This window comes from Nocardia sp. NBC_01388 (assembly GCF_045040085.1).
In the GTDB taxonomy this organism is placed as follows: Bacteria; Actinomycetota; Actinomycetes; order Mycobacteriales; family Mycobacteriaceae; genus Nocardia.
Window position 1 is genome coordinate 4,308,342 of sequence record NZ_CP109553.1, and the last position, 24,193, is coordinate 4,332,534.

23 protein-coding genes and 2 tRNA genes are annotated in these 24,193 nt (G+C 66.3%); 9 read left to right on the plus strand and 16 right to left on the minus strand.

Annotation, left to right across the window (positions count from 1 at the left end):
* The first annotated feature begins 239 nt into the window (after positions 1-239).
* Positions 240-428: a 50S ribosomal protein L28 gene (rpmB, locus tag OG716_RS21255; RefSeq protein WP_209889521.1), complete on the plus strand. Its 189-nt coding sequence runs from the start codon at positions 240-242 to the stop codon at positions 426-428.
* Positions 429-531: 103 nt separating this feature from the next.
* The gene (locus OG716_RS21260) at positions 532-1,029 is read left to right on the plus strand and encodes a GNAT family N-acetyltransferase (RefSeq protein ID WP_405139234.1); all 498 of its coding nucleotides are present in this window, start codon (positions 532-534) and stop codon (positions 1,027-1,029) included.
* A 1-nt stretch (position 1,030) separates the two neighbouring features.
* Here OG716_RS21260 and OG716_RS21265 read toward each other — a convergent pair whose 3' ends face one another.
* The 3 genes from OG716_RS21265 to OG716_RS21275 are packed head-to-tail and all read right to left on the minus strand — an operon-like array spanning position 1,031 to position 2,966.
* Positions 1,031-1,294, minus strand: coding sequence for a hypothetical protein (locus OG716_RS21265; RefSeq protein ID WP_355123749.1), 264 nt, complete (start codon positions 1,292-1,294; stop codon positions 1,031-1,033).
* Positions 1,295-1,329: 35 nt separating this feature from the next.
* Positions 1,330-2,007, minus strand: a complete 678-nt coding sequence (locus OG716_RS21270) for a uracil-DNA glycosylase (protein WP_355123747.1) — start codon at positions 2,005-2,007, stop codon at positions 1,330-1,332.
* Positions 2,008-2,054: 47 nt separating this feature from the next.
* Entirely contained in the window at positions 2,055-2,966 is a 912-nt protein-coding gene (locus OG716_RS21275) for a thiamine-phosphate kinase (protein ID WP_405139818.1), read from the minus strand.
* 201 nt (positions 2,967-3,167) lie between these two features.
* Here OG716_RS21275 and OG716_RS21280 point away from each other — a divergent pair, with 201 nt between their 5' ends.
* Positions 3,168-4,061, plus strand: a complete 894-nt coding sequence (locus OG716_RS21280; RefSeq protein ID WP_405139236.1) for a DUF3515 domain-containing protein — start codon at positions 3,168-3,170, stop codon at positions 4,059-4,061.
* Positions 4,062-4,142: 81 nt separating this feature from the next.
* On the opposite strand, the gene OG716_RS21285 is transcribed toward OG716_RS21280, so the two are convergent.
* From OG716_RS21285 to OG716_RS21295, 3 genes are all read right to left on the minus strand, one after another.
* Positions 4,143-4,439 (minus strand): DUF6191 domain-containing protein, encoded by a 297-nt coding sequence (locus OG716_RS21285; protein ID WP_405139238.1) that lies wholly within the window; start codon positions 4,437-4,439, stop codon positions 4,143-4,145.
* 139 nt (positions 4,440-4,578) lie between these two features.
* A complete protein-coding gene (locus OG716_RS21290; RefSeq protein WP_405139240.1) occupies positions 4,579-5,679 on the minus strand; it encodes a D-alanine--D-alanine ligase family protein in 1,101 nt (366 codons plus the stop codon).
* A 43-nt stretch (positions 5,680-5,722) separates the two neighbouring features.
* Complete coding sequence (locus tag OG716_RS21295; protein WP_405139242.1) at positions 5,723-6,718, minus strand: NAD(P)H-dependent glycerol-3-phosphate dehydrogenase; 996 nt, start codon at positions 6,716-6,718, stop codon at positions 5,723-5,725.
* A 423-nt stretch (positions 6,719-7,141) separates the two neighbouring features.
* Between OG716_RS21295 and cofC the strand changes: the two genes are divergently transcribed.
* The 3 genes from cofC to OG716_RS21310 all read left to right on the plus strand — a co-directional run bounded on the left by cofC (position 7,142) and on the right by OG716_RS21310 (position 11,027).
* The gene (gene cofC, locus OG716_RS21300; RefSeq protein WP_405139244.1) at positions 7,142-7,810 is read left to right on the plus strand and encodes a 2-phospho-L-lactate guanylyltransferase; all 669 of its coding nucleotides are present in this window, start codon (positions 7,142-7,144) and stop codon (positions 7,808-7,810) included.
* A gap of 62 nt (positions 7,811-7,872) precedes the next feature.
* The gene (locus OG716_RS21305) at positions 7,873-10,068 is read left to right on the plus strand and encodes an RNA degradosome polyphosphate kinase (RefSeq protein WP_327144727.1); all 2,196 of its coding nucleotides are present in this window, start codon (positions 7,873-7,875) and stop codon (positions 10,066-10,068) included.
* Positions 10,065-11,027 (plus strand): NUDIX domain-containing protein, encoded by a 963-nt coding sequence (locus OG716_RS21310; RefSeq protein ID WP_405139247.1) that lies wholly within the window; start codon positions 10,065-10,067, stop codon positions 11,025-11,027. Before OG716_RS21305 ends, OG716_RS21310 begins: the two co-directional genes overlap by 4 nt.
* 255 nt (positions 11,028-11,282) lie before the next feature.
* On the opposite strand, the gene OG716_RS21315 is transcribed toward OG716_RS21310, so the two are convergent.
* The 3 genes from OG716_RS21315 to leuC all read right to left on the minus strand — a co-directional run bounded on the left by OG716_RS21315 (position 11,283) and on the right by leuC (position 14,160).
* A complete protein-coding gene (locus OG716_RS21315; RefSeq protein WP_327144725.1) occupies positions 11,283-11,930 on the minus strand; it encodes an HU family DNA-binding protein in 648 nt (215 codons plus the stop codon).
* A gap of 156 nt (positions 11,931-12,086) precedes the next feature.
* Positions 12,087-12,695, minus strand: coding sequence for a 3-isopropylmalate dehydratase small subunit (leuD, locus tag OG716_RS21320; RefSeq protein ID WP_327144724.1), 609 nt, complete (start codon positions 12,693-12,695; stop codon positions 12,087-12,089).
* A 40-nt stretch (positions 12,696-12,735) separates the two neighbouring features.
* The gene (gene leuC / locus OG716_RS21325; RefSeq protein WP_405139250.1) at positions 12,736-14,160 is read right to left on the minus strand and encodes a 3-isopropylmalate dehydratase large subunit; all 1,425 of its coding nucleotides are present in this window, start codon (positions 14,158-14,160) and stop codon (positions 12,736-12,738) included.
* 135 nt (positions 14,161-14,295) lie between these two features.
* Between leuC and OG716_RS21330 the strand changes: the two genes are divergently transcribed.
* Positions 14,296-14,997, plus strand: coding sequence for an IclR family transcriptional regulator (locus tag OG716_RS21330; protein WP_355123728.1), 702 nt, complete (start codon positions 14,296-14,298; stop codon positions 14,995-14,997).
* A gap of 191 nt (positions 14,998-15,188) precedes the next feature.
* Positions 15,189-15,689, plus strand: a complete 501-nt coding sequence (locus OG716_RS21335) for a PPOX class F420-dependent oxidoreductase (protein ID WP_355123727.1) — start codon at positions 15,189-15,191, stop codon at positions 15,687-15,689.
* A gap of 52 nt (positions 15,690-15,741) precedes the next feature.
* On the opposite strand, the gene OG716_RS21340 is transcribed toward OG716_RS21335, so the two are convergent.
* From OG716_RS21340 to OG716_RS21355, 4 genes are all read right to left on the minus strand, one after another.
* Positions 15,742-15,814: transfer RNA gene (locus OG716_RS21340), tRNA-Glu, on the minus strand.
* Positions 15,815-15,888: 74 nt separating this feature from the next.
* Positions 15,889-15,960 (minus strand) — tRNA-Gln (locus OG716_RS21345).
* 136 nt (positions 15,961-16,096) lie between these two features.
* On the minus strand, positions 16,097-17,569 hold the full coding sequence (gene gltX / locus OG716_RS21350) for a glutamate--tRNA ligase (protein WP_405139252.1): 1,473 nt from the start codon (positions 17,567-17,569) through the stop codon (positions 16,097-16,099).
* A 13-nt stretch (positions 17,570-17,582) separates the two neighbouring features.
* Positions 17,583-18,356, minus strand: a complete 774-nt coding sequence (locus tag OG716_RS21355) for a fumarylacetoacetate hydrolase family protein (RefSeq protein WP_297611278.1) — start codon at positions 18,354-18,356, stop codon at positions 17,583-17,585.
* A gap of 326 nt (positions 18,357-18,682) precedes the next feature.
* Here OG716_RS21355 and OG716_RS21360 point away from each other — a divergent pair, with 326 nt between their 5' ends.
* Positions 18,683-19,861: an MFS transporter gene (locus OG716_RS21360; protein ID WP_405139255.1), complete on the plus strand. Its 1,179-nt coding sequence runs from the start codon at positions 18,683-18,685 to the stop codon at positions 19,859-19,861.
* Between the two features lie 294 nt (positions 19,862-20,155).
* Here the strand turns inward: OG716_RS21360 and OG716_RS21365 are convergent, their stop codons facing one another.
* The 3 genes from OG716_RS21365 to serA all read right to left on the minus strand — a co-directional run bounded on the left by OG716_RS21365 (position 20,156) and on the right by serA (position 23,460).
* The gene (locus OG716_RS21365) at positions 20,156-21,163 is read right to left on the minus strand and encodes a 3-isopropylmalate dehydrogenase (protein ID WP_355123722.1); all 1,008 of its coding nucleotides are present in this window, start codon (positions 21,161-21,163) and stop codon (positions 20,156-20,158) included.
* A gap of 117 nt (positions 21,164-21,280) precedes the next feature.
* Positions 21,281-21,598, minus strand: coding sequence for a hypothetical protein (locus OG716_RS21370; protein ID WP_405139257.1), 318 nt, complete (start codon positions 21,596-21,598; stop codon positions 21,281-21,283).
* A 239-nt stretch (positions 21,599-21,837) separates the two neighbouring features.
* Positions 21,838-23,460, minus strand: a complete 1,623-nt coding sequence (gene serA / locus OG716_RS21375; protein WP_405139259.1) for a phosphoglycerate dehydrogenase — start codon at positions 23,458-23,460, stop codon at positions 21,838-21,840.
* Between the last annotated feature and the right edge of the window lie 733 nt (positions 23,461-24,193).

Below are 24,193 nucleotides of genomic sequence, written 5' to 3' on the forward strand. Positions count from 1 at the left end.
ACCCCGCCGTCACCTGCCGTTCGCCCGTGTTCACCCAGCGCCGAACGGGGGGCAATTGGACATGGCAGTTGGGGGGCGGTTACTCTTGTGCGGTTGCCCGACGCGGGCACTGATCCTTATCAGGTATCAGAAACGCGTTCGCTAGCGATTCGCTGGCAGGCACGTCCCCAGACATTACGTTTCCGGACTCGCTGTTTATTCGAGCAGCGTCCGAACATGACATGAAGGAGCTCGCGACTATGGCTGCCGTCTGCGACGTCTGCGCCAAGGGCCCCGGCTTCGGTAAGTCGGTTTCGCATTCGCACCGGCGCACCAACCGTCGTTGGAATCCGAACATCCAGACCGTCCGCGCCCAGGTTGCCCCCGGCAACACCCGGCGTATGAACGTGTGCACCTCCTGCCTCAAGGCCGGCAAGGTCACGCGCTGATTTAAACAGCTTTCGAACAAAAGCCCCGGCACCCAGAATGGGTCGTCCGGGGTTTTTGCTGTGCACGGGGCATCCGGCGACCGGGTAGGCGGGAAGGGCTGAAATGGCTGAGTGGCAGGTGGTTCCGCTGGGACCCGAACACACCTACAGCATGGCCGAATGCCATATCGCCTGCTGGCGAGAGGCGTACCAGGATCTGGTCCCCGCACACGTGCACGCCGCCTTCGACGTCGACCGCCGGGCGCAGCAGTGGGAACGGATCCGCGTCGAATACGCGGGGACAATCGTGGTCGCGGTCGCGGACAACGCTGTGGTCGGATTCGCCAGCAGCGGCCCGAACAGGGATGAATCACCCACCGCCGAGCGGGAACTCAGCGCCATGTACGTGCGCGCCGCCTGGTACGGCACGGGCGTGGCGCACGAACTGATGGAGAAGGTACTGGCCCAGGACGCCGATACCTCCCTCTGGGTGTTCGAGGAGAATCCGCGTGCCCGGGCCTTCTACCGCAAATACGGCTTCGAACTCGACGGCACCCGCCGAGTCGAAGCCTTCACGCCCGCAATCGAAGTGCGCATGGTGCGCCGCGGGCGGTCGAGCTGAATCAGCGATTGCCGGTGAAGCAATCCACCTGCTGGCTGATCGACTGGAACATGCATGCCGTCTGCGAGGTCACCTGAGACGACATCGAGGTGGCGCTATTGGTATCGAACAGGCTGGCCACCGGCGTCGAATTGGTCGTCGTCGTGGTGGTTGCGGCCGGAGCCGGTTCCAGCGTCAGCGGCTCGGCATTCGCGACCGCCGGAGCGGCCAGCGCGGCGCCCGCGGCGAGAACGGCGAAAACGCCACGGGCAGTCTTCTTCTGCATACACATGCTCCTGAATCGGATCAACGGATTCGCGCTTAGGGCAGACGCCAGTCCACCGGCGCGGCACCCAATGTACCCAGCAATTCGTTGGTTCGTGAGAACGGCCTCGATCCGAAGAATCCGCGCGAGGCGGACAGCGGTGACGGATGGGCGGATTCGATGAACGGAGTAGACCCCAGCATCGGCTTCAAAGTAGAGGCGTCCCGGCCCCACAGAATCGCGACGAGCGGCTGGTCACGGGCGACCAATGCGCGAATCGCCTGCTCGGTCACCGCTTCCCAGCCTTTACCGCGATGCGAGGCCGCCTGACCCGGCTGCACGGTCAGCACTCGGTTCAGCATGAGCACACCCTGATCCGACCACGGCGACAGATCACCGCAGGACGGCGTCGGGTATTCCAGATCCTTGGTGTACTCGGAGAAGATATTGCCGAGACTGCGCGGCACCGGCGAAACATCCGGCGCCACCGAGAAACTCAATCCCATGGCATGGCCCGGGGTCGGATACGGATCCTGGCCGACGACCAGCACCCGCACTTTGTCGAACGGCCGCTGGAATGCGCGCAGCACGTTCTCCCCCTTGGGGAGATAGCCACGCCCCTCGGCGTTTTCGATTCGAAGGAATTCGCCCATCTCGGCGATGCGATCGGTCACTGGTTCGAGGGCCTCGGCCCAGCCCGAATCCATGACCTCCGACAGTGGTTTGGCGCCCATGTCGGGAAAACTTATCGTGACCCGATTCCGGGCGGAACCCCGCCCACCTATGCGAAGGATTCCCAACCGGTAGGTCCGTTTCGGGCGATGCCGTCGACGGTCACTCCGGACCCGGCAACAACTCGTCCGACAGGCCGCCAACCTGCGGGCACATCGCCGGAGGCGGCGAAAGTCGCGGCGAACGCATGATCCTCGCCGCCCGCCAGAACCCAGTCGAGCGCCTCCGCGCCGAGCGTGGCGGCAATCGACTCCAGCACCGGATCGTGCAGAGCGGCGGAGTCGAGATCGATGGCTACACCGGAAGATTCGGCGATATGTCCCATATCGGCGAGCAGGCCGTCGGAGACATCGGTGAGGGCGGTGATGACCGCCGACTGCGGCAGGTCCAGGACGGCCGCGTACGGCGGCTGCGGAACCCGGTGCACGGCAACCACATCCGCGAAGGACGCGGAATCCGCGGCGGAGTGGCCCGCGGCGAGCACCGCATAACCCGCACCCGACCATCCCAGCAGTCCGGACACCGCCGCGATATCACCGGGCCGGGCGCCGGACTTGAGAATCGGCTCGCGCTCCCCCGGATCACCGAAGGCGGTCACCGAAATCACCAGCAGCGGGCTGCGCACCACATCGCCGCCGGCGATCGACGCACCCGCCCGCTCCGCCTCGGCCCACATCCCGTCCGCGAGTTCGGTGACGAAGTCGACGGGCGTGTCCGAGGGGCAGCCGAACGACACCACGAAGGCGCTCGGCGTGGCGCCCATGGCCACCACATCCGCGGCATTCTGGGCGATGGCCTTGCGCCCGATATCGTGCGCGCTCGACCAGTCCAGCCGGAAGTGCCGGTCCTGCACCAGCATGTCGGTGGTCACCACGAACCGACCGGCCGGTGCCGCCACCACGGCCGCATCGTCCCCCGGCCCGAGCAGCACATTCGGCGCCTGGATCCGCCCGGCATTCATCCGCGCGATCAGCCCGAACTCCCCGAGCTCCCGCACGGTCTTCGGCCTGCGCGCACTGCTGCTGGCGGTGATGACGGTCTCCTCGGCGGTGAGTGGGCTGCGGATCGCGGACCTGAGAACGGTACCCTCGGACACGCAATCGACGACCACCAGCCGGGACCCGCTGTGCCCGGCACGGCACGATCGGGGACCGACAACCGGATGAGCAACGACACTCGCGGCAGCGAACCGGAATCCACCCACCCGGACGCCACCGGCGACTCGGCCTCCGCACCTCGGGCGACCGCAGAGCCGAGCGCGAACAGCCCTGTGCCGACCGATACGCGGGCCGACTCCACCGCTTCCGGTGAATCGGGCAAAGTCGGCAGCACGGCGGCCGCTGATGCAGCCACGATCGCCGCGAATTCCGCCGTCGCAGGTTCTGCCGAGGCCGCAGGCGATTCCCGCGCAGGTTCGACCGGGGACGCGAACGATTCTGCCGCTGACACAGGCTCGGACGAGGGATCGGGCGATTCTGCGACGAACGGCACTGATGGCACCGTGGCCGGGGAGCTGGGTGAGCGGCGGTCGCCCGCGCTCATCGCCACGGCGATCGCGCTGCCGATCGCGCTGGTCGCGGGTGTGCTCGTGATGGGTGTGATGGCCAATCGGCATCCGGCTCGGTCGGCGCTCGTGCTGGGGTCGGTGCAGGCGCCGGCGGCGGGTGGGCCGGAGTGTTCGGCACTGCTGCCCGCGCTCCCGGACAAGCTCGGCGACTACACCACTTCCGAGTTGGTGCAGCCCGCGCCCGTCGCGACCAAGGCGTGGCAATTGCCCGAGGGCGGGGACGCGATTGTGCTGCGCTGCGGGATGGATCGGCCGATGGAATTCAATCGGGCCTCGCCGCTGCAGGTCGTGAACAATGTCAGCTGGTTCGATGTGCGCGACCAGACCAGCGGTGCGACCTCCGGCACCTGGTGGGCGGTCGATCGCGGCACCTATATCGCGCTGACCATGCCGGACAATGCGGGACCGACTCCGCTGCAAGAGATTTCGGACGCCATCACGAAGGTCATCCCGCAGAAGCCGCTGGATCCGGGCCCGCTGCCCGGCTGATCCGAGCCTGCCACGCGTGGCCGATCCGCACCCACGGCACCCGGCTGTTCGAATCTGCGACTGCCCTGGCGAGGACGCCTGTCAAGGCTTGCGCAGCGTCGCCTTGCCCTTGGTGAGGTCGATCTCCAGACCGTCGGCCCCATCGCCCGGATTCTCGCGATGCATGAGCACCGACTGCCGCTGCTCGAATTCGTGCTTCTTCCCGGATTCGAAGACCGAGCCGAACTGTTCGAATCCGATGGCGGCGGCACTGCGCTCCTCCGCCTCGGTGCCGCGCATCCACGGCAGCCCGGCGCGGCCGGTCACCTTGCGATGGCCCAGCTCGGCAAAGGCCACCACAATGATCAGCAGGGCCAGGCCGGGGATTGTCATAGCCATGAGCACGTCACTGAGATTACGCCGGAGCGCTGTTGCCTGCCGTCACCCCGAGGTCGCACACCGCCCTCCATCGACAGGGGGATGAACGCGCGCCGGACCGCGCCCCGCAGGCACGGTCCGGCATTCGAGGCACGTCGACTCAGCGCAGGCCGATCCCCCGGGAGAGGGCGGTCTCCACCAGATTGGTCACCAGATCCTTGCGATCGAGACCGGACGCCTCCCACATCTTGGGGTACATGGAGATGGCGGTGAAACCGGGCATGGTGTTGATCTCATTGATGACCGGTCCGTCCGCGGTCACGAAGAAGTCCACGCGCGCCAGCCCCTGGCAGTCCAGCGCCCGGAACGCCTCCACGGCGAGCTCGCGAATCTGTTGCGACACATCATCGTCCAGCTTGGCCGGCACATCGAATTCACAGACGTCGTCGAGGTATTTGGTGTCGAAGTCGTAGAACTCGGGCCCCTCGGGGGTTTCCTCCGGCATCCGGATCTCCGCCACCACACTGGCTTCCACCCGACCGTCCGGGAATTCCAGTACACCGCACTCGACTTCGCGACCCACAATGCCGGCCTCGATGATCACCTTCGGATCATGTTGGCGCGCAGCGGTAATCGCGGCCTCCAGCTCGGACCAGTCATCGACCTTGGTGATACCGATGGAGGAGCCGCCCCGCGCGGGCTTCACGAACACCGGCAGGCCGAGCCGGTCCCGGTCGCCGTCCGGCAGCGTCGCGACACCCGGCCGCAGCACCACCTGCGTCCCGATCGGAAGTCCTTCGGCCGCAAGGAGTTTCTTGGTGAACTCCTTGTCCATACCGGCCGCGCTGGCCAGCACACCCGGCCCGACATACGGGATTCCGGCGAGCTCGAGCAGCCCCTGCAGCGTGCCGTCCTCTCCGAAAGCGCCGTGCAGCACCGGAAACACCACATCCACCCGGCCGAGCACGGCGTCCACGCCGTCGAGTTGGACCAGGGTGCCGGGACGGCTGGGATCGGCGGTCAGGGCCAGTGAGGTGCCGAGGCTGTCCACCGAGGGCAGTTCCCGGCTCGCGTCGGCGGTCAGCGCCTGCGAATCGGCGGCGCTGAGCACCCAGGTGCCATCGCGGGTGATGCCGATCGGAACCGCCTCGTACCGTTCGGGATCGAGGCTGGCCAATACCGTACGGGCCGACACACACGAGACGCCATGCTCGTTACTGCGCCCGCCGAACACCACCGCCACCCGGATCCTGTTGGTCATGCCCGGAACCCTATCGGGCGTGGATGCCGACGCGGTTACGTGGTCACTCCGGTTTGAGCCGGCGCCCCAGCAACTGCCCGACCGCCTCGGAGGTGGCCAGCCCCTCATGGCATACCTGGTGCATGGCATTGGTCAGCGGCATCTCGACACCGTGCGCGGCGGCGAGCGCCCGCACCGATGTGCAGGACTTCACTCCCTCGGCGACCTGCCCATGAGTGGCCTGCTGCGCGGATTCCATGGTCCCGCCCGCGCCCAGCACATGCCCGAAGGATCTATTGCGCGACAGGGGTGAGGTGCAGGTGGCGACCAGATCGCCGACCCCGGCCAGCCCGGCGAGGGTGACCGGTTCCGCGCCCACCGCGACACCGAGGCGAATGATCTCGGCCAGCCCGCGCGTGATGAGACTGGCAATCGAGTTGTCGCCCAATCCCATTCCGGAGGCGATACCGCAGGCCAGCGCGATCACGTTCTTACAGGCGCCGCCGATCTCGCAGCCGATCACATCGGCATTGGTGTACGGCCGGAAGTATCCGGTGGCACTGGCGAGCTGCACCGCCTCGGCCCGCGAGGTATCGGTGCAGGCGACCACGGTCGCGGCCGGTTGCCGATCGGCGATCTCCCGCGCCAGATTCGGCCCGGACAGCACCGCGACCCGGCTCGGATCCGCGCCGCTGACCTCGGCGATCACCTGGCTCATGCGCAGCAGCGTGCCGGTCTCGATGCCCTTGGCCAGACTCAGCAGCGTGGCGTCACCGGGGATATCGCCCTGCCACTCCGCGAGATTGGCGCGCAGCGACTGCGACGGCACCGCCAGCACCACGATGTCCGCCCCCGCCAGCGCGGCGCGGTGATCATGGGTCGCGGCGATCGGCGGCAGTTCGATCCCCGGCAGATACCAGGGATTGCGATGCTCACTATCGAGCACCTTCGCCACCTCCGGCCGCCGAGCCCACATGGTGACCTCGGTTCCGGCCTCCGCCAACACCTTCGCGAACGCGGTCCCCCAAGAACCCGCCCCCAGCACTGCAGCCCTAGCCATCCTGCCACTGTATCTTTTGCCTCCGCTTCGCTCCGGCGGGTTCGTGGCCCTGTTACCCCGTTCTTCCCTCCCTCCGCTCCTCCGCTTCGCTCCCCCGCTCCACTCAGTCCAGAACGGGGCCGGGCCACGAACTTGCAGCGGGGTCTCTGGAGGCGGGAAGCGATGGGTGGGAGCGCGGGTTATCGACTTCCATCGGCGGCCGCTCACACGGCCGTCACTTTCTAGTGGGAGGATTCGGACATGTGCACGCCCTGGCGCATCGGCACCCATGATTCGCGGCCCGGCTCGGTCTGGACTGACGGAGCGGGGGAGCGCAGCGGAGGAGCGGAGGAGGGAAGACCGAGCTTGCAGGGCCGCGAATCCGCCCGGAGCGAAGCGGAGGGCAAAATAGACGCGGAGGGCAAAATAAACACTGTTCACGCCGTGATTGCGGTGAAGAACCTCGAGCTGGCCAAGAGCCGGCTCGCCGATCGCCTGCCTCCGCAGGATCGGCCACGGCTGGTGCTGGCCATGCTCACCGATACGGTGCGCGCGGCAGTCTCGACGGCGCAGATCGCCTCGGTGACCGTGGTGACCCCGGATCCCGTGGTCACCGAACTGGTGCGCAGCCTCGGCGCGTACGTCCATCCGGAACCGCAGGGTGCCGGTGGCCTGAATGCCGCGCTGTCGGCCGGGGCCGCGTCGGCCCGGCACCGGCACGGCGCGGTCGATCTACTTGCCCTGCAAGCGGATCTGCCCGCACTACGCGCACAGGAACTGTCCGACATGCTGACCGCGGCCGGGCCCGCCCGCTCGGTGGTCACCGATCACGACGGCAGCGGCACCGTCGCCCTGCTCGTTCGCGACCGCACGGCGACGCTCGATCCGCTGTTCGGCCCGGATTCGGCCCGCCGCCATATCGCGGCGGGTGCCGTGGAGTTGCTCGGCGACTGGCCGGGTCTGCGGCAGGACGTCGACACCGCCGAGGACCTCGATCGAGCCGCCGCGCTCGGCGTCGGTGAGGCCACCAGGACGCTGCTGCATGAAATCGGCGTATCTCGGGCGTGTCGGGAAGCGAAACAAGCGCATCGGACGAGTTCCTCACTGTGCTGACCGGGCGTGATCTGCGCTGCAATGGACGGTGTCAGAACGGCACCCCGCCCACGACATAAGGAATGATCGTGAGAGTGAGCGATACGGACACCGTCAAGCAACCGCCGCTACTACCCGCGGCCCCGCCCGCGGCCACCCCACCGCCCACGGCCTCGGCCACTACGCGTTTGCCACAGGACCGCTACCTGAACCGGGAACTGAGCTGGCTCGACTTCAATGCCCGCGTGCTGGCGCTCGCGGAGGACACTTCGCAGCCCCTGCTGGAGCGCGCTAAATTCCTCGCGATCTTCGCGTCCAATCTCGACGAGTTCTATATGGTCCGGGTCGCCGGATTGAAACGTCGCGCGGAAACCGGATTGTCGGTGCGCTCGGCCGACGGCCTCTCGCCCACCGAGCAGCTGGAGATGATCGCGGCCCGCACACAGGAGATCGCGGCCCGGCACGCGCAGGTCTTCCTGGATCAGGTGCTGCCCGCGCTGACCGCCGAGAACATCGCCATCGTGCGCTGGCACGACCTCGACGAGGACGAAAAGCAGCGGCTCTCCGGGTATTTCCAGGATCAGGTCTTCCCGGTGCTGACCCCGCTGGCCGTCGATCCCGCGCATCCGTTCCCGTACATCAGCGGCCTGAGTCTGAATCTCGCCGTGACGGTTAAGGATTCGGTCACCGGTGGCGAGCACTTCGCGCGCGTCAAGGTGCCCGACAATGTGGACCGCTTCGTCCGGGTGCGCCGCTCCCCCGCCATCCGCGATTCCGGTGCGGCACAGGGCGCCACGCTCGCGCCCTTCCTCCCGATGGAAGAACTGATCGCCGCGCATCTCGATCAGCTGTTTCCGGGAATGGAAGTGGTGGAACATCATTCGTTCCGCATCACCCGAAATGCCGATCTGGAGGTCGAGGAGGATCGCGACGAGGACCTGCTGCAGGCCCTGGAACGCGAACTCGCCCGCCGCCGCTTCGGATCCCCGGTGCGGCTGGAAGTCTCGGACGATATGACCGAGCACATGCTCGATCTGCTGCTGCGCGAACTGGATGTCGATCCCGGCGATGTCATCCAGGTGCCCGGCCTGCTGGATCTGTCCTGCCTGTGGCAGGTGTACGGCGTGGACCGGCCCGGCCTCAAGGACGCGCCCTATGTGCCCGTCACCCCGCCCGCCTTCGGCGAACGGGAAACGCCCCGAAACGTTTTCGCGGCGCTGCGCGAGGGCGATGTGCTGGTGCACCACCCGTACGACTCCTTCTCCACCAGCGTGCAGCGTTTCATCGAGCAGGCGGCCGCCGATCCGCAGGTGCTCGCCATCAAGCAGACGCTGTACCGCACCTCCGGCGACTCCCCCATCGTCAATGCCCTCATCGACGCCGCCGAGGCCGGTAAACAGGTCGTGGCGCTGGTCGAGATCAAGGCCCGCTTCGACGAGCAGGCCAACATCAAATGGGCACGCGCACTGGAGCAGGCGGGCGTGCACGTGGTGTACGGCCTCGTCGGACTCAAGACGCACTGCAAGACCTGCCTGGTGGTGCGGCGCGAAGGCGCCACCATCCGTCGCTACTGCCACATCGGCACCGGTAATTACAATCCGAAGACCGCGCGGCTCTACGAGGACGTCGGATTGCTCACCGCCGCACCGGAGATCGGCGCGGATCTCACCGACCTGTTCAACTCGCTGACCGGGTATTCGCGAAAAGCCAACTACCGCAACCTGCTGGTGGCTCCGATCGGCGTGCGCGCCGGAATCATCGAGCGCATCGAACGTGAGGTCGAACTGGCCGCCGCGGGCGAGGCGGCGCGAATCCGGCTGAAGGCCAATGCCATCGTCGACGAGGAGATCATCGACGCGCTGTACCGCGCCTCCCAGGCCGGTGTGCCGGTGCAGATCGTGGTCCGCGGCATCTGCGGACTGCGCCCCGGTGTCCCCGGCATGAGCGAGAATATCGAGGTGCGCTCGATTCTCGGCCGCTACCTGGAACATTCGCGGGTCCTGCACTTCCAGGCGCAGAACGAGTACTGGATCGGCAGCGCCGATATGATGCACCGCAATCTGGACCGGCGCGTGGAAGTGCTGGCACAGGTGAAGGATCCGAAGTTGTCCGGCCGGCTGGGCGGGATGTTCGACTCGGCGCTGGACGCCACCACCCGCTGCTGGGTGCTCGGCCCCGACGGCAGCTGGCAGGCCCAGCCCGATCGAGATATCGCCGGCGAAGAGATTCGCGATCACCAGGACTACCTCATGCGACTGCGACGTCCGGATCGCCCGTGAGTAAGACGAATTCACCCGCTGCCGATTTCCCGGACCCCAGGGTCAAAGCGAACATCCCGGCAGCGGGTGCGGTGCTGTGGCGCTACGCGGACGACGGGGCCGTCGAAATCGCCCTCGTACACCGGCCCAAGTACGACGACTGGTCGCTGCCCAAGGGAAAACTCGATCCCGGTGAGACCTCGCTTGTCGCCGCGGTGCGGGAAGTCGCCGAGGAGACCGGGATCCGGTCCCGCCTGGGCCGCTACCTCGGGCACGTCACCTATCCCGTGACCGGCCATCGCAAGCTCAAGCGCGTCGACTACTGGGCCGCACAGATTCTCGGCGGCTCCTTCGAGTCCAATGCGGAAGTCGATGTGCTCCAGTGGCATCGGACCGACGGGCTGATGGATGCGCTGTCCTACCCCATGGATCGCCACATGGTGCGCAATTTCCTTCGGCTACCGGCGGATACGGCCACGCTGCTGCTGGTGCGCCATGCCAAGGCGGGCCGGCACGATCATTCCGATCCCGCGGACGACGAGCGGCCGCTCGAAAAGGCCGGTCGCGCACAGGCTCGCGCGCTGACGGCGAATCTGCTCGCCTTCGGCGCCGACGAAATCCATTCGGCCCCACCGCTGCGCTGTGTCCAAACCGTTACTCCGCTCGCGGAGGCCGTGGGCGTGGACATCGAGTTGGAGCCGCAGTTCTCCGAATCCGGTTATGCCGCTGCCCCGGACGCGGCCCGCAAACGCCTGCGCGACCTGGTGTCCGCACAGTCGGTGCCGGTGATCTGCAGCCAGGGCAAGGTGATTCCGGATCTGCTGCAGTGGTGGGCCGACAAGGACGGCGTCACCCTGCCATCGGCGCGCAATCGCAAGGGCAGCGTCTGGGTGCTTTCGGTACACCGGGGCCGCCTGGTCGCGGCCGATCATATCGACCGGGCACTGACACCGGTCGACCATTCGACGCTGGGTAAATAGCGCCACGGGGCTGGGTAAATAGCGCCACGGGGATTTCGCACTATAACTGTGCGGCAATTGATGTCGGGCCCGTCAGCGCCCTATTTCGGCCGGCAAAAAGGCCCTGGGGGGCCGGGTTCTCCCGCCCTCAGGGCCTTTTCGTGCGCTGTCGTGCGAAACGACACGGCAGCTCATGCGAAACGGCCCGGCAGTGCCGGGCCGTCTCACATGTGGTGCTGCGTCGAAAACCCGTCAGCGACGGGCTGTTCGAGCCCGTCAGCGACGGGCAGTACGCTTCGCCGCGGTCTTCTTGGCGGCCGGAGCCTTCTTCGCGGTCGTCTTCTTGGCAGCGGTGGTCTTCTTGACCGCGCTGGCCTTGACGGCAGCCTTCTTGGCCGGAGCCTTCTTGGCCGCAGTGACCTTGGCCGGAGCCTTCTTCGCAACCGTCTTGGCTGCGACTGTCTTCTTGGCCGTTGCCTTCTTGGCCGGAGCCTTGGTGGCAGCCTTCTTCGCAGTGGTCTTCGCCGGTGCCTTGGTGGCGGCCTTCTTGGCCGTCTTCTTGGCAGCGGTCTTCTTGGCGCCGGGCTTACCCGATACCGGAGCAGCCACACCACGTTTCACGGCCGGGCCGCTCGCGGTGATCTTCTGCTTGCCGGCGATGATCGCCTTGAACTGAGCACCGGGACGGAAGGCCGGCACCGAAGTCGGCTTCACCTTGACGGTTTCACCGGTGCGCGGGTTACGAGCGACGCGAGCGGCGCGCTTACGCTGTTCGAAGACACCGAATCCCGTGATAGTGACACTCTGACCTTTGTTCACAGCACGCACGATCGTGTCGACCATCTGCTCAACTGCAGCAGTTGCCGTGCGCCTGTCAGTACCCAACTTCTCGGTCAGAACATCGATCAGTTCCGCCTTGTTCATTGAATCCTCCGCAGACTAATGGCCCGTCGTCGGACCGACTAGGTACCACGGTAAACCTTCTTTGGGCAAGAGTCTATCTGCCACACCCATTTTGATGAGAGATGGCACACGACCAGCTACCGCGTTTGGGGGCGTTCAGCTAACGCCCCCCAATGATTACGTCTGCGAAATACGGGCCGGAATGGTCCTGGGTTTCCAAGTCGGCCTTGCGTTTTCGAACTGGTCGATCTCGTCGTGGCGCCGCAGAGTGAGGCCGATGTCGTCCAGACCTTCCAGCAGGCGCCACCGTGTGTAGTCGTCAATATTGAACGGCAACACAACGGTTCCGGCCGTGACGGTGCGCGCCTCGAGGTCGGTTTCCAATTCCAGACCCGGCTGTTCCTCGAGCAACTTCCAGAGCAATTCCACATCGCTCTGAGCCATCAGCGCGGTCAGAAGCCCGTCCTTACCGGCGTTTCCGCGGAAGATGTCGGCGAAGCGCGAGGAGATCACCACCCGGAAGCCGTAGTCCTTCAGCGCCCAAACGGCATGCTCGCGTGAGGAACCGGTACCGAAATCCGGACCGGCGACCAGCACACTGCCGCGGTTGTAGGGCTCAGCGTTCAGAATGAAGTTCGGATCCGACCGCCATGCCGCGAACAGTCCGTCCTCGAAACCCGTTCGGGTAACGCGCTTCAGGTAGACGGCGGGGATGATCTGATCGGTATCGACGTTGGACCGGCGAAACGGGACACCGATCCCCTTGTGGACCTTGAAGGCTTCCATCGTGATTCTCCTGATGTCTATGTGGCCGTAGGGAGCTGAATCAGTTCAGATCCGCCGGTGAGGACAGGGTTCCGCGTACCGCGGTGGCGGCCGCGACCAGCGGCGACACCAGATGCGTTCGCGCGCCCTTGCCCTGTCGCCCTTCGAAGTTCCGGTTCGAGGTGGAAGCGCAACGCTGACCGGGCGAAAGCTGATCGGGGTTCATGCCCAGGCACATGGAGCAACCCGCTTGCCGCCATTCCGCGCCCGCCGCGGTGAAAATCTCGCCCAGGCCTTCCCTTTCCGCCTGCAAACGCACGCGCATGGAGCCCGGCACAATCAGCATGCGCACGCTCTCGGCGACCTTGCGGCCCTTCAGAACGTCGGCAACGGCGCGCAAATCCTCGATGCGGCCATTTGTGCAGGAACCCACGAAAACGGTGTCCACAGAGACATCTCGCAGCGCCATACCCGGCGTCAGGTCCATGTACTGCAGTGCTTTCTCGGCAGCCTGACGCTCGTTCTCGTCATTGATCAGCTCCGGGTCCGGCACCGAGTCACCCAGCGGCAGGCCCTGTCCCGGGTTGGTACCCCAGGTCACGAAGGGGGTCAGCGTGGAGGCGTCGATATGCACCTCGGTATCGAAAGTCGCGCCCTCATCGGTCTTCAGGGCTTCCCAGGCCGCGACTGCGGCATCCCAGTCCGCGCCCTCGGGGGCGTGCGGGCGGCCCTTCAGGAATTCGTAGGTGATCTCGTCCGGCGCGACCATGCCGGCCCGGGCGCCCGCCTCGATCGACATGTTGCACATGGTCATCCGCGCCTCCATGGACATGGCGCGCACGGCCTCGCCGCGGTACTCCAGTACATAGCCCTGGCCGCCGCCGGTGCCGATCTGCGCGATGACCGCGAGAATGACGTCCTTCGAGGTGACGCCGTCCGGCAGCGTGCCGTCGATATTGACGGCCATGGTCCGGAACGGGCGCAGCGACAAAGTCTGCGTCGCCAGCACGTGTTCCACCTCGCTGGTGCCGATACCCATTGCGAGCGCGCCGAATGCGCCGTGCGTGGAGGTGTGCGAATCACCGCACACCACCGTGGTGCCCGGCTGGGTCAGACCCAGCTGCGGGCCGACCACGTGCACGATGCCCTGATCGAGATCGCCCATGGGGTGCAGGCGGATACCGAATTCCTCGCAGTTGCGGCGCAGGGTTTCCACCTGCAGGCGCGAGATCGGGTCGGCGATCGGCTTGTCGATATCGACGGTCGGGACATTGTGGTCCTCGGTCGCGATGGTGAGATCCGGGCGGCGCACCGGGCGGCCGGCCGCGCGCAGGCCGTCGAAGGCCTGCGGGCTGGTCACCTCGTGCACCAGATGCAGATCGATGTAGATGAGGTCCGGTTCGCGGTTCGCGCCTTCGCCGTCGCCTTGTACGACGACGTGCTGCTCCCAGACCTTCTCCGCCATAGTGCGTGGCCGATCGGCCATAGCTCCATCACCTCTCGATAGGACATAACCCGCGCCCGGGCTGTTGACGCGGGGAGCGCGCCGCGCTGGACCGGAGGGTCCGATACCGGGGAGCCTATTTGCAATTCCCAGCATGCGAGACGCTAATATCGTTCTATGAGACAGCATAGCGGTATCGGTGTTCTGGACAAAGCCATGGCGGTCCTGCACGCCGTCGCCGAGCAACCCTGCGGCCTCAATGACCTGTGTGCCCGCACCGGCCTGCCCCGCGCCACCGCCCATCGCCTGGCCGTGGGCCTGGAGACGCATCGAATGCTGGCCCGCGACAGCCAGGGCCTGTGGCGGCCGGGCCCGGCCCTGTCCGAACTGGCTACCACCGCCAGTGATCCGCTGCTGGACGCGGCCGCCACCATCCTGCCGCGCCTGCGCGAGATCACCGGTGAGAGCGTGCAGCTCTATCGCCGGGACGGCAATGCCCGCGTCTGCGTGGCCTCCATGGAACCGGCGTCCGGGCTGCGCGACACCGTGCCGGTCGGCGCGCGCATGCCGATGACCGCCGGCTCGGCCGCCAAAGTCCTGCTGGCCTGGGCCGATCCCGAATTGCAGCGGACAGTGCTGCCGGAGGCGGTATTCGGCGAGCGCGCACTCGCCGAGGTGCGCCGCCGCGGCTGGGCGCAAAGCGCGGCCGAACGCGCCGCGGGCGTGGCCAGTGTGTCCGCGCCGGTGCGCGATGCCGGGGGCACGGTCATCGCGGCCGTCTCGGTCTCCGGACCCATCGACCGCATGGGCCGCCGGCCCGGCGCCCGCTGGGCCGCCGACCTCGTGGCGGCTGCGGACGCCCTCCACAAACGCCTCTGACGGCCTCGCACAGCCGCTTTGACGCCCCCGCCGGGAATCCGGTGGGGGCGTCGGCATTTTGAGGGGTTACAGCGAGGGGTTACAGCGAGGGGTTACAGCGAGGGCTTACAGCGTGACCACTCAGTGGGATCGCCCGCCCCCGCACACAGGGGCTGTGACCCGGCTCATACGCCGTAAATTACAGTCGGCTGATGGGAGTCAATCAACGCGCTCAGATCACGATGTCCGACCAGGAGATCGCGGAATTCCTGCAGCGCAGTCGAATCGCCACGCTCGCCACCCTCGGTCCCGCGGGCACCCCGCACCTGACCGCCATGTGGTACGGCCTGATCAACGGCGAAATCTGGTTCGAGACCAAGGCCAAATCGCAGAAGGCCGTGAATCTGCGCCGCGATCCGCGGGTAACCGTGCTGGTCGAGGCCGGCGATACCTACGACCAGCTGCGCGGGCTCTCGATCGAGGGCCACGCGGAGATCATCGAGGACGCCGATGCGCTGTTCCAGGTGGGAATCAGTGTGTGGGAGCGCTACACCGGGCCCTACAGCGAAGAGATGAAGCCGTTCGTGGATCAGATGCTGAACAAGCGCATCGCGATTCGCATCGTGCCCGAGCGTGTACGCAGCTGGGACCACCGGAAACTCGGCATGCCCGCGATCCCGCTGGGCGGCAGCACCGCCGGCGCGCTGGACTAGTACCGACAAAAGCGAAGGGCCCCAGCCATATCGGCTGGGGCCCTTCGCGTCGTAGTCCCGACGGGATTTGAACCCGCGCTACCGCCTTGAGAGGGCGGCGTCCTAGGCCGCTAGACGACGGGACCAGGATTGTTGGTGAATTGCGTGGTGGCAGTGCCACCGAATCTCCAACTAAAAGAGAGCCGTGAAGCTCTCTCGGCTGGGGTACCAGGACTCGAACCTAGAATGGCTGTACCAGAAACAGCTGTGTTGCCAATTACACCATACCCCAATGACCCGGGCATTCGGCCTGCTCCCGGAGGAGCTTCCCGACCGCTTTGCGAGCCGAGAAGAGATTAGCAGGCCGATGCGGGTCTTATACAAATCGGCTGGTCAGAGACCGTTTTTCGGCCACTTAGCAACCACCTTCAGGAGGCAGACGCAGCCGCCAGGGCACTGCGCAGCCGATCCATGGACACCTGGCGGCCCAGCAGTTCCAGCGACTCGTACAGCGGCGGGCTGATGTGCGATCCGGTGACCGCCACCCGCACGGGTGCGAATGCCTTGCGCGGCTTGAGGCCGAGCTCATCGATGAGCGCGGTCTTGAGCGACTCCTCGAGTGCGGCGGCCGTCCATTCGGAAATGCCGTCCAGCGCCGCCACGGCCGCCTGTAATACCGGAACCGCATCGGAACCGAGATTCTTTTCCCGTGCCGCCGGGTCGATCTCGAACTCTTCCGCGGGAACGAACAGGAACTTCAAGAGATCCCATGAATCACCCAGAACCACGATGCGGGTCTGCACCAAATCTGCGGCTGTTGCGAAGAGCTTCTCATCGATCTCCGCGCCGATATGGCCGTTTTCGGTGAGGTACTCACGCAGTCGGTGAGCGAAATCACCCGACTCCAGCAACCGAATATGTTCGGCGTTCAGCGCATCGGCCTTCTTCTGGTCGAAACGAGCCGGGTTCGAATTAACTTTCGAGATATCGAACGCCGCCACCATCTCCGCCATGGAGAAGACGTCATGATCATCGGCGATGCTCCAGCCGAGCAGCGCCAGATAATTCAGCAAACCCTCGGGAATGAACCCGCGGTCGCGGTGATGGAAGAGATTCGACTCCGGATCACGCTTCGAGAGCTTCTTGTTGCCCTGTCCCATGACAAACGGAAGATGCCCGAACTCCGGCGTGCGCTCGGCTACACCGATACGCTGCATGGCTTCATAGAGCGCGATTTGCCGCGGCGTGGAGGACAAAAGATCCTCGCCCCGCAACACGTGGGTGATCTTCATCAGTGCGTCGTCTACGGGGTTAACCAGCGTATAGAGCGGATCGCCATTACCGCGGGTGAGCGCGAAGTCCGGAACCGTGCCGGCCCGGAAGGTGGTCTCACCGCGGACCAGGTCGTGCCAGGTGAGGTCGTGAGCGGGCATGCGCAGCCGGATGACCGCCGGTCGCCCCTCCGCCTTGTAGGCGGCAATCCGCTCGGGCGTCAGATCGCGATCGAAATTGTCATAGCCGAGTTTGGGATCGCGTCCTACCGCCTTGTGCCGGGCCTCGACTTCCTCAGGGGTGGAGAAGGATTCGTAGGCCTCCCCCGCCGCCAATAGCCGCGCCACCACATCGAGATGAATGTCACGCCGCTGTGATTGCCGGTACGGGCCGTACGGGCCGCCGACTTCCGGGCCCTCGTCCCATGTCAAGCCGAGCCAGCGCAGCGCATCCAGGATTGCCTGATAAGACTCTTCGGAATCCCGTGCGGCATCGGTGTCTTCGATACGGAAGACGAATTTGCCGCCGGTGTGGCGGGCGTACGCCCAATTGAACAGCGCGGTCCGGACCAGGCCGACATGCGGTGTGCCGGTGGGAGACGGGCAGAATCGGACCCGAACTTCAGTCATGTCTCTCTCTCGATCAGCGCTTGGCGGCAACGGGATTGGTGAGGGTGCCGATGCCCTCGACGGTCACCGACACGTTCTGGCCGGCCTGGATCGGGCCGACACCCTCGGGGGTGCCGGTGAGGATGACATCGCCGGGCAGCAGCGTCATCACGGTGGTCACCCATTCGATCAGCTTCGGAATATCGTGCAGCAGAAGTGAAGTGCGGCTGCGCTGTTTGACCTCGCCGTCGAGCTCGGTGACGATCTCCAGATCCGAAGCGTCCAGCGAGGTCTCGATCCACGGGCCGAGCGGGCAGAAGGTGTCGTAGCCCTTGGCGCGGGTCCACTGGCCGTCGTGGCGCTGCTGATCACGCGCGGTGACATCGTTGGCGACCGTATAACCGAGGATCACCTCGTGCGCGCGGGCGGCGGGCACATCCTTGCAGGGGCGGCCGATGACGATGGCCAGCTCGCCCTCGTAGTCCACCTGAGAGGAGCTGGGCGGCAACATGATCGGCACGTTCGGGCCGATGATGGAGGTATTCGGCTTCATGAAGATGACCGGATCGGCCGGGGCCGGTCCGCCCATTTCGGCGGCGTGCGCCGCGTAATTCTTGCCGATGCAGATCACTTTGCTGGCAAGAATCGGCGCGAGCAGCCGCACGTCCGCGAGCGGCCAGCTGCGGCCGGTGAACGTCGGATTGCCGAACGGATGTTCGGCGATCTCGCGGACCACGGCGTCACCGCCATCTCCTTCGATACTGACGAAAGCGACCCCATCTGGGCTGGCAACTCGACCTAGGCGCATGGCTGGCATCCTATCGACCGGCTTCCACCTGCCCGAACGCGCCCGACCGCGGGGCGCGGGGGCCGGCAGGCACGGCGCCGGGCGCCCCATCGGACAGCACGCCGAGCGGGTGCGGCATTCGTCCCCGCATCGCCCCGCCGAATATGTGGAAAGCCCTTGTACGCAAGACAACTCGGGCACGAATCAGACCACCGCGGATACCCGAAGCGGGTGTGAGCAAATAGACAGCTCCCCTCGGAAGTAGTCCTGCGCCTCAGATGTACCGTATGATCCGATTTCAAAGAGTAGGAATTGCGTTCCATATACTGAGACACGAGGTGAATACCATGACCACCGTGACACACAACGGATCGGCCAAACGGTGGCGCATGCTGGGCCTCGGCGTGTTCGCGCAGGGCTCGAGCGCGGTTTTCATCAACGGCACGCCATTCCTGCTGCCCGCCTTGACCGATCGCGGTTTGTCACTGGCCACCGCGGGTCTGCTGGTCGCCATGCCCACACTGGGCCTGGTGTGCACGCTGATCGCGTGGGGATACGTGGTCGACCGCATCGGTGAGCACAAGGTGCTGGTCGCCGGTCCCGCGCTGATGCTGATCGCGGGCGTTGCCGCCGCCACCGTCACGAACTACGTCGCGCTGGGCGCGCTGCTGTTCCTCGGCGGCATGGGCGCAGCCAGCACGAACGGCGCCAGTGGCCGGGTCATCGTGGGCTGGTTCGCGAAGGATCAGCGCGGCTTGGCCATGGGCATCCGGCAGACCGCACAGCCGCTGGGCGTCGCGATCGGCGCACTGACCATTCCGGCCGTCGCTGCGGCACACGGCTTCTCGACCGCCATCCTGGTGCCCGCGGTGATGGCGGGGGTCGCCGCCGTCGCCTGCCTGTTCGGCATCATCGACCCGCCCCGGCCCGAATCCACCGGGGACACAGGCCGTCCCGTGAATCCCTATCGCGGCGATTCCACGCTGTGGCGCATTCACGCCGTCTCGGTGCTGCTGTGCATTCCGCAGGCCGCCCTGTGGACCTTCGCGCTGCTGTGGCTGCATCGCGATGTCGGCTGGTCGCTGGCGGCGGCCGGGGTGCTGGTCACCCTGACCCAAATCCTGGGCGCGGGAGGGCGTATCGGCGCGGGCATCTGGTCCGATCGGGTCGCGAGCCGGCTGGGCCCGCTGCGCACCGTGGCCATCGCGGCCGCAATCTCCATGGCCGCCTTGGCCTTAGCGTCCTGGGCGCAGTGGTGGTGGGCCGCCATCCCGATTCTGGTGGCCGCCTCGGTCATCACCGTCACCGATAACGGCCTGGCCTTCACGGCGGTGGCCGAGATCGCGGGCCCGTACTGGTCCGGCCGTGGCCTGGGCATCCAGAACACGGGTCAGAATCTGGCCATGGCCGCGGTCGCCCCGGCCTTCGGCGCGCTCATCACCGTCTCCGGTTTCTCGATCACCTACCTGCTGGCGGCGGTGGTCGCGGCGGCCGCAGTCCCCTTGGTGCCCAGGGAATCCCGCTGAGCAGAACGAACCGCAGATATCCGGCAAATCCGGAAGAGCTGCACCCGTTACGTTTTCGCATCCGAATGCATGAATGCGATATGTCTCACTGCCCCAGTTGGTTTCGATGATCGACAGTCCGAATCGCCCTGTCAGTACCGTACTCGGCGGTAATTACGGTGTGCACCTCGGTGATTGAGCGGCGTTCCCGGCGGCCTCACACGACAGCGGCCCCGCATCCCGGAAGGGGTGCGGGGCCGCTGAAACGTCGAAGCTGAAACGTCGAAGCTGAAACGTCGAAGCTGAAACGTCGGATCAGAGTGCGGCGGCGATGCGGTCGCCGACCTCCACGGTCGAGGCGGGGGCGGTGCGCGAGGCCAGATCCTTGGCGACGGCGGCTTCGATGCGGGCGGCCTCCTCGGTCTTGCCCAGGTGGTTCAGCAGCAGCGAGACCGACAGGATGGCGGCGGTCGGGTCGGCCTTGGACTGGCCCGCGATATCCGGGGCACTGCCGTGCACCGGCTCGAACATCGACGGATTGGCGCCCGAGGCGTCGATATTGCCGGACGCGGCCAGGCCGATGCCGCCGGAAACCGCGGCGGCGAGGTCGGTGATGATGTCGCCGAACAGGTTGTCGGTGACAATCACGTCGAAGCGGCCCGGATCGGTGACCATATGAATGGTCGCGGCATCGATGTGCTGGTAAGCGGTTTCGATGTCCGGGTACTCGGTGGCGACCTCGTTGACGGTGCGCGTCCACAGCGAACCGGCGAAGGACAGCACATTGTTCTTGTGCACCAGGGTCAGGTGCTTGCGACGCTGACGCGCGGTCTCGAAGGCGTAGCGCACCACGCGCTCGACGCCGAAACGCGTATTGGTGGAGACCTCGGTGGCGACCTCGTGCGGGGTGTTCACGCGAATCGCGCCGCCGGTACCGGTGTACGGACCCTCGGTGCCTTCACGAACGACGACGAAGTCGATCGCCGGATTGCCGCTCAGCGGGCTGGTGACACCCGGGTACAGCTTGGACGGGCGCAGGTTCACATGGTGATCGAGCTCGAACCGGGTGCGCAACAGCAGACCGCGCTCGAGCAGACCGCTCTGCACCGAGGGATCGCCGATCGCGCCGAGCAGGATCGCGTCGTGCTGCTTCAGCTCCGGCAGCACATTGTCCGGCAGGATCTCACCGGTCGCATGGAACCGCTTGGCGCCCAGGTCGTATTCGGTCTTCTCTACACCGGGGACCACCACATCGAGCACCTTGAGTGCCTCGGCAATGACCTCGGGACCGATTCCGTCGCCCGGGATGACAGCGAGTTTCATGAAACATTGCTCCGTTCGAATATGCGCCCGTGACACTTTCCGCGGCTCGCTAGGAGCCCGCCCGCCACGATAGCGGGTGGCCCCACAACCCCTGTCACCAGGGCGAACCGCTCTCAGCTACTGGGACGGCAGGATTCCGGCGAGCCTGCACTGCTGCTGCACCCGCGCGGCGGCGGCATCCTGCTCGGCGTACTCCGACCGGCACCAGACCCGCGCCTGATCACCGCAGGCCCGCTGCTGCTGACCACCCATCGGACCGGCGGACTGCACTGTGACACAACCATTCTCGGAACGGCTGTAATCGGGCGAACGATCCAGCAGCACCCATGCCACTACTCCCGCCGCAAGTACCACGGCGACCACCACGGTCCCGATCAAAAGGCGGCGCCGCTCGCGCGCTGTGAGCGGGTCCGTAGGCGGTGTCTTCCCTCGCATTCATCAATGATCCGAGGAAACCCCGCTCTTCGCGCCGGCACGGCGAAATCGGCGGCACACAGCACTGCGTCCCCTTCCACAACCGCGGGAGGGGACGCAGTGACAACGGCGACAACTGATTTCGCGAGGCCCGGGTAACTCCCCGGGTACCCCCAAAATCGGCTCGGCACCCAACCGCCGGCACGCATGCGCGCCCGGTAACGGCTCTTTGCCGGGCGCTGAAGGTCCGGGGAGGCGGGCTAGCTCAGGTCGACCTGGGCGACCTTCGCGGCGCCGACGGCCTCGGCGATCGCGGCCTGGACGTCCGCGGGGACCTCCTTGTTCACGCGCAGGACGACGGTCGCGCCGTCCTGATCGAGGTCCTGGGTCAGCTGCGCGGCCAGGATGTCGATGCCGGCCTCGCCGAGCTTGGTGGCGAGACGGCCGAGCTGACCCGGCTTGTCGTCGTACGCCAGCACGGCCAGGTTCAGGCCCTCGGCGCGCATATCGTAATTGCGGCCGTTGATGTTCACGATCTTCTGGACCTGGTGCGGCTCGGTCAGGGTGCCTGCCACATTCAGGGTGCTGCCGTCGCCGAATACGGCGCGCAGGTCGACGAGGCTGCGGTGGGTGGGGCTCTCCGACACGGTGGTGACGGTGGCCTCGAGGCCGCGCTCCTTGGCCAGCGACGGGGCGTTGACGAAGGTCACCGCCGGGCCCTGCCCGCCATCGGACACAGTTTCGATGAGGGCCGAGAAGACGCCGCGCAGGGCCGAAAGCTCCAGCACCGCAACATCATTGGCAGTCAGCTCACCGCGCACCTGGACCTCGAGGCTGACCGGCAGCTCGGAGGCGAGCGCGCCCAGCAGGGCGCCCTGCTTGCGGACGATCTCCAGCCACGGGGCGACCTCTTCGGTCACCGAACCGCCGGTGACGTTCACGGCGCCGGGCACGAACTCACCCGCGAGGGCCAGCTGCACGGACTTGGCGACATCGGTGCCGGCGCGATCCTGCGCCTCGGAGGTCGAGGCGCCCAGGTGCGGGGTCACCACAACCTGCGGCAGCTCGAAAAGCGGGCTGTCGGTGCAGGGTTCGGTCTCGAACACGTCCAGACCGGCGGCGCGCACGTGGCCGGAGGTGATGGCATCGGCGAGCGCCTGCTCATCGATCAGACCGCCACGGGCGGCATTGACGATGATGACGCCCTTCTTGGTCTTGGCGAGCGTCTCCGCGTTCAGCATGCCCTTGGTCTCGGGCGTCTTCGGCAGGTGGATGGAGATGAAGTCGGCGCGCTCGAGCACCTCGTCCAGGGTCAGCAGTTCGATGCCGAGCTGGGCGGCGCGGGCCGGCGAGGTGTAGGGGTCGTACGCGACGATCTTGGTCTCGAAGGCGGCGAGGCGCTGCGCGAACAGCTGGCCGATGCGGCCCAGGCCGATGACGCCGACGGTCTTGCCGAAGATCTCGACACCGTTGAACTTGCTGCGCTGCCAGGTGTGCTCGCGCAGCGTGGCGTCGGCGGCCGGAATCTGGCGCGCGGCGGCCAGCAGCAACGTGACGGCGTGTTCGGCAGCGGTGTGGATATTCGAGGTGGGGGCGTTGACGACCATGACGCCACGCTCGGTGGCGGCCGGCACATCGACATTGTCGAGGCCGACGCCCGCGCGGGCGACGATCTTCAGGTTCTTGCCGGCCTCGAGCACCTCGGCATCGACGGTGGTGGCGGAACGCACAAGCAGCGCATCGGCTTCGGGCACAGCGGCGAGCAGCTCGGGGCGGTTGGGTCCATCGACCCAACGAACCTCGACGCCGTCACCGAGTGCGTCGACGGTCGACTGGGCGAGCTTGTCGGCGATCAGAACTACAGGACGGCCTGCTTGGCTCACTGTGGGGTACTCCTGCGGGAAAGGGATCCGGGATTTACGGGCGCAAGCTTAGTGGGCGAGGTTTCCGCTTGCTTTACCGCCTGGCGGGCAGCTGCCATCACACGGGTGACATGGGCGTCCTCCTGGCCACCAGAACCGTTGTGGTCAATTGTCCAATTCCACTCTCACGCGGCCTCGCCTGTGACTCTGTTGCCCCGCATGTCTCGGACTCATCGGATACTCGCCGCCGTCGCGCTGTCCACACCCCCCCCGGCTCGGAGGTTCGGGTGAGCCCGCGGCGCCCGTGCCGAACACCCCCGCGATCGAGTCGGCGGTCACCGGTTCATCGTCCGGTTCCGCCGAGGCAGTGATGGTGAACAATCCGCTGTGCATCCTCGGCAGCGGGTCGGCGAGCGGGTCGTTCGACAAATGACAAAGGCCGACCTCAGGGCTGCGAAACCCGAGGTCGGCCTTTTAGCTGTGAGACGGCGGAATTACGCGCCGAAAGAGCCGGTGAACAGCGTGTTCAGGATGCCGTGCAGCGCGGCGGAGCCGGTGCTGAGCAGGCCGTCGAGAGCAGCGGAACCGGTGTCGATGATAACGGGGATCATGGAATAACCTCTCGTGAATCTCAAATTAACTTCGAACGCTGACCATATCGGCGGCCATTTCACGCCCGTTACGGGGGATAAGCAGTATGTGATGGGGGTCACCGATCAACTGGTCAGTGGTCCAGATCACATGTGCGGCAAAT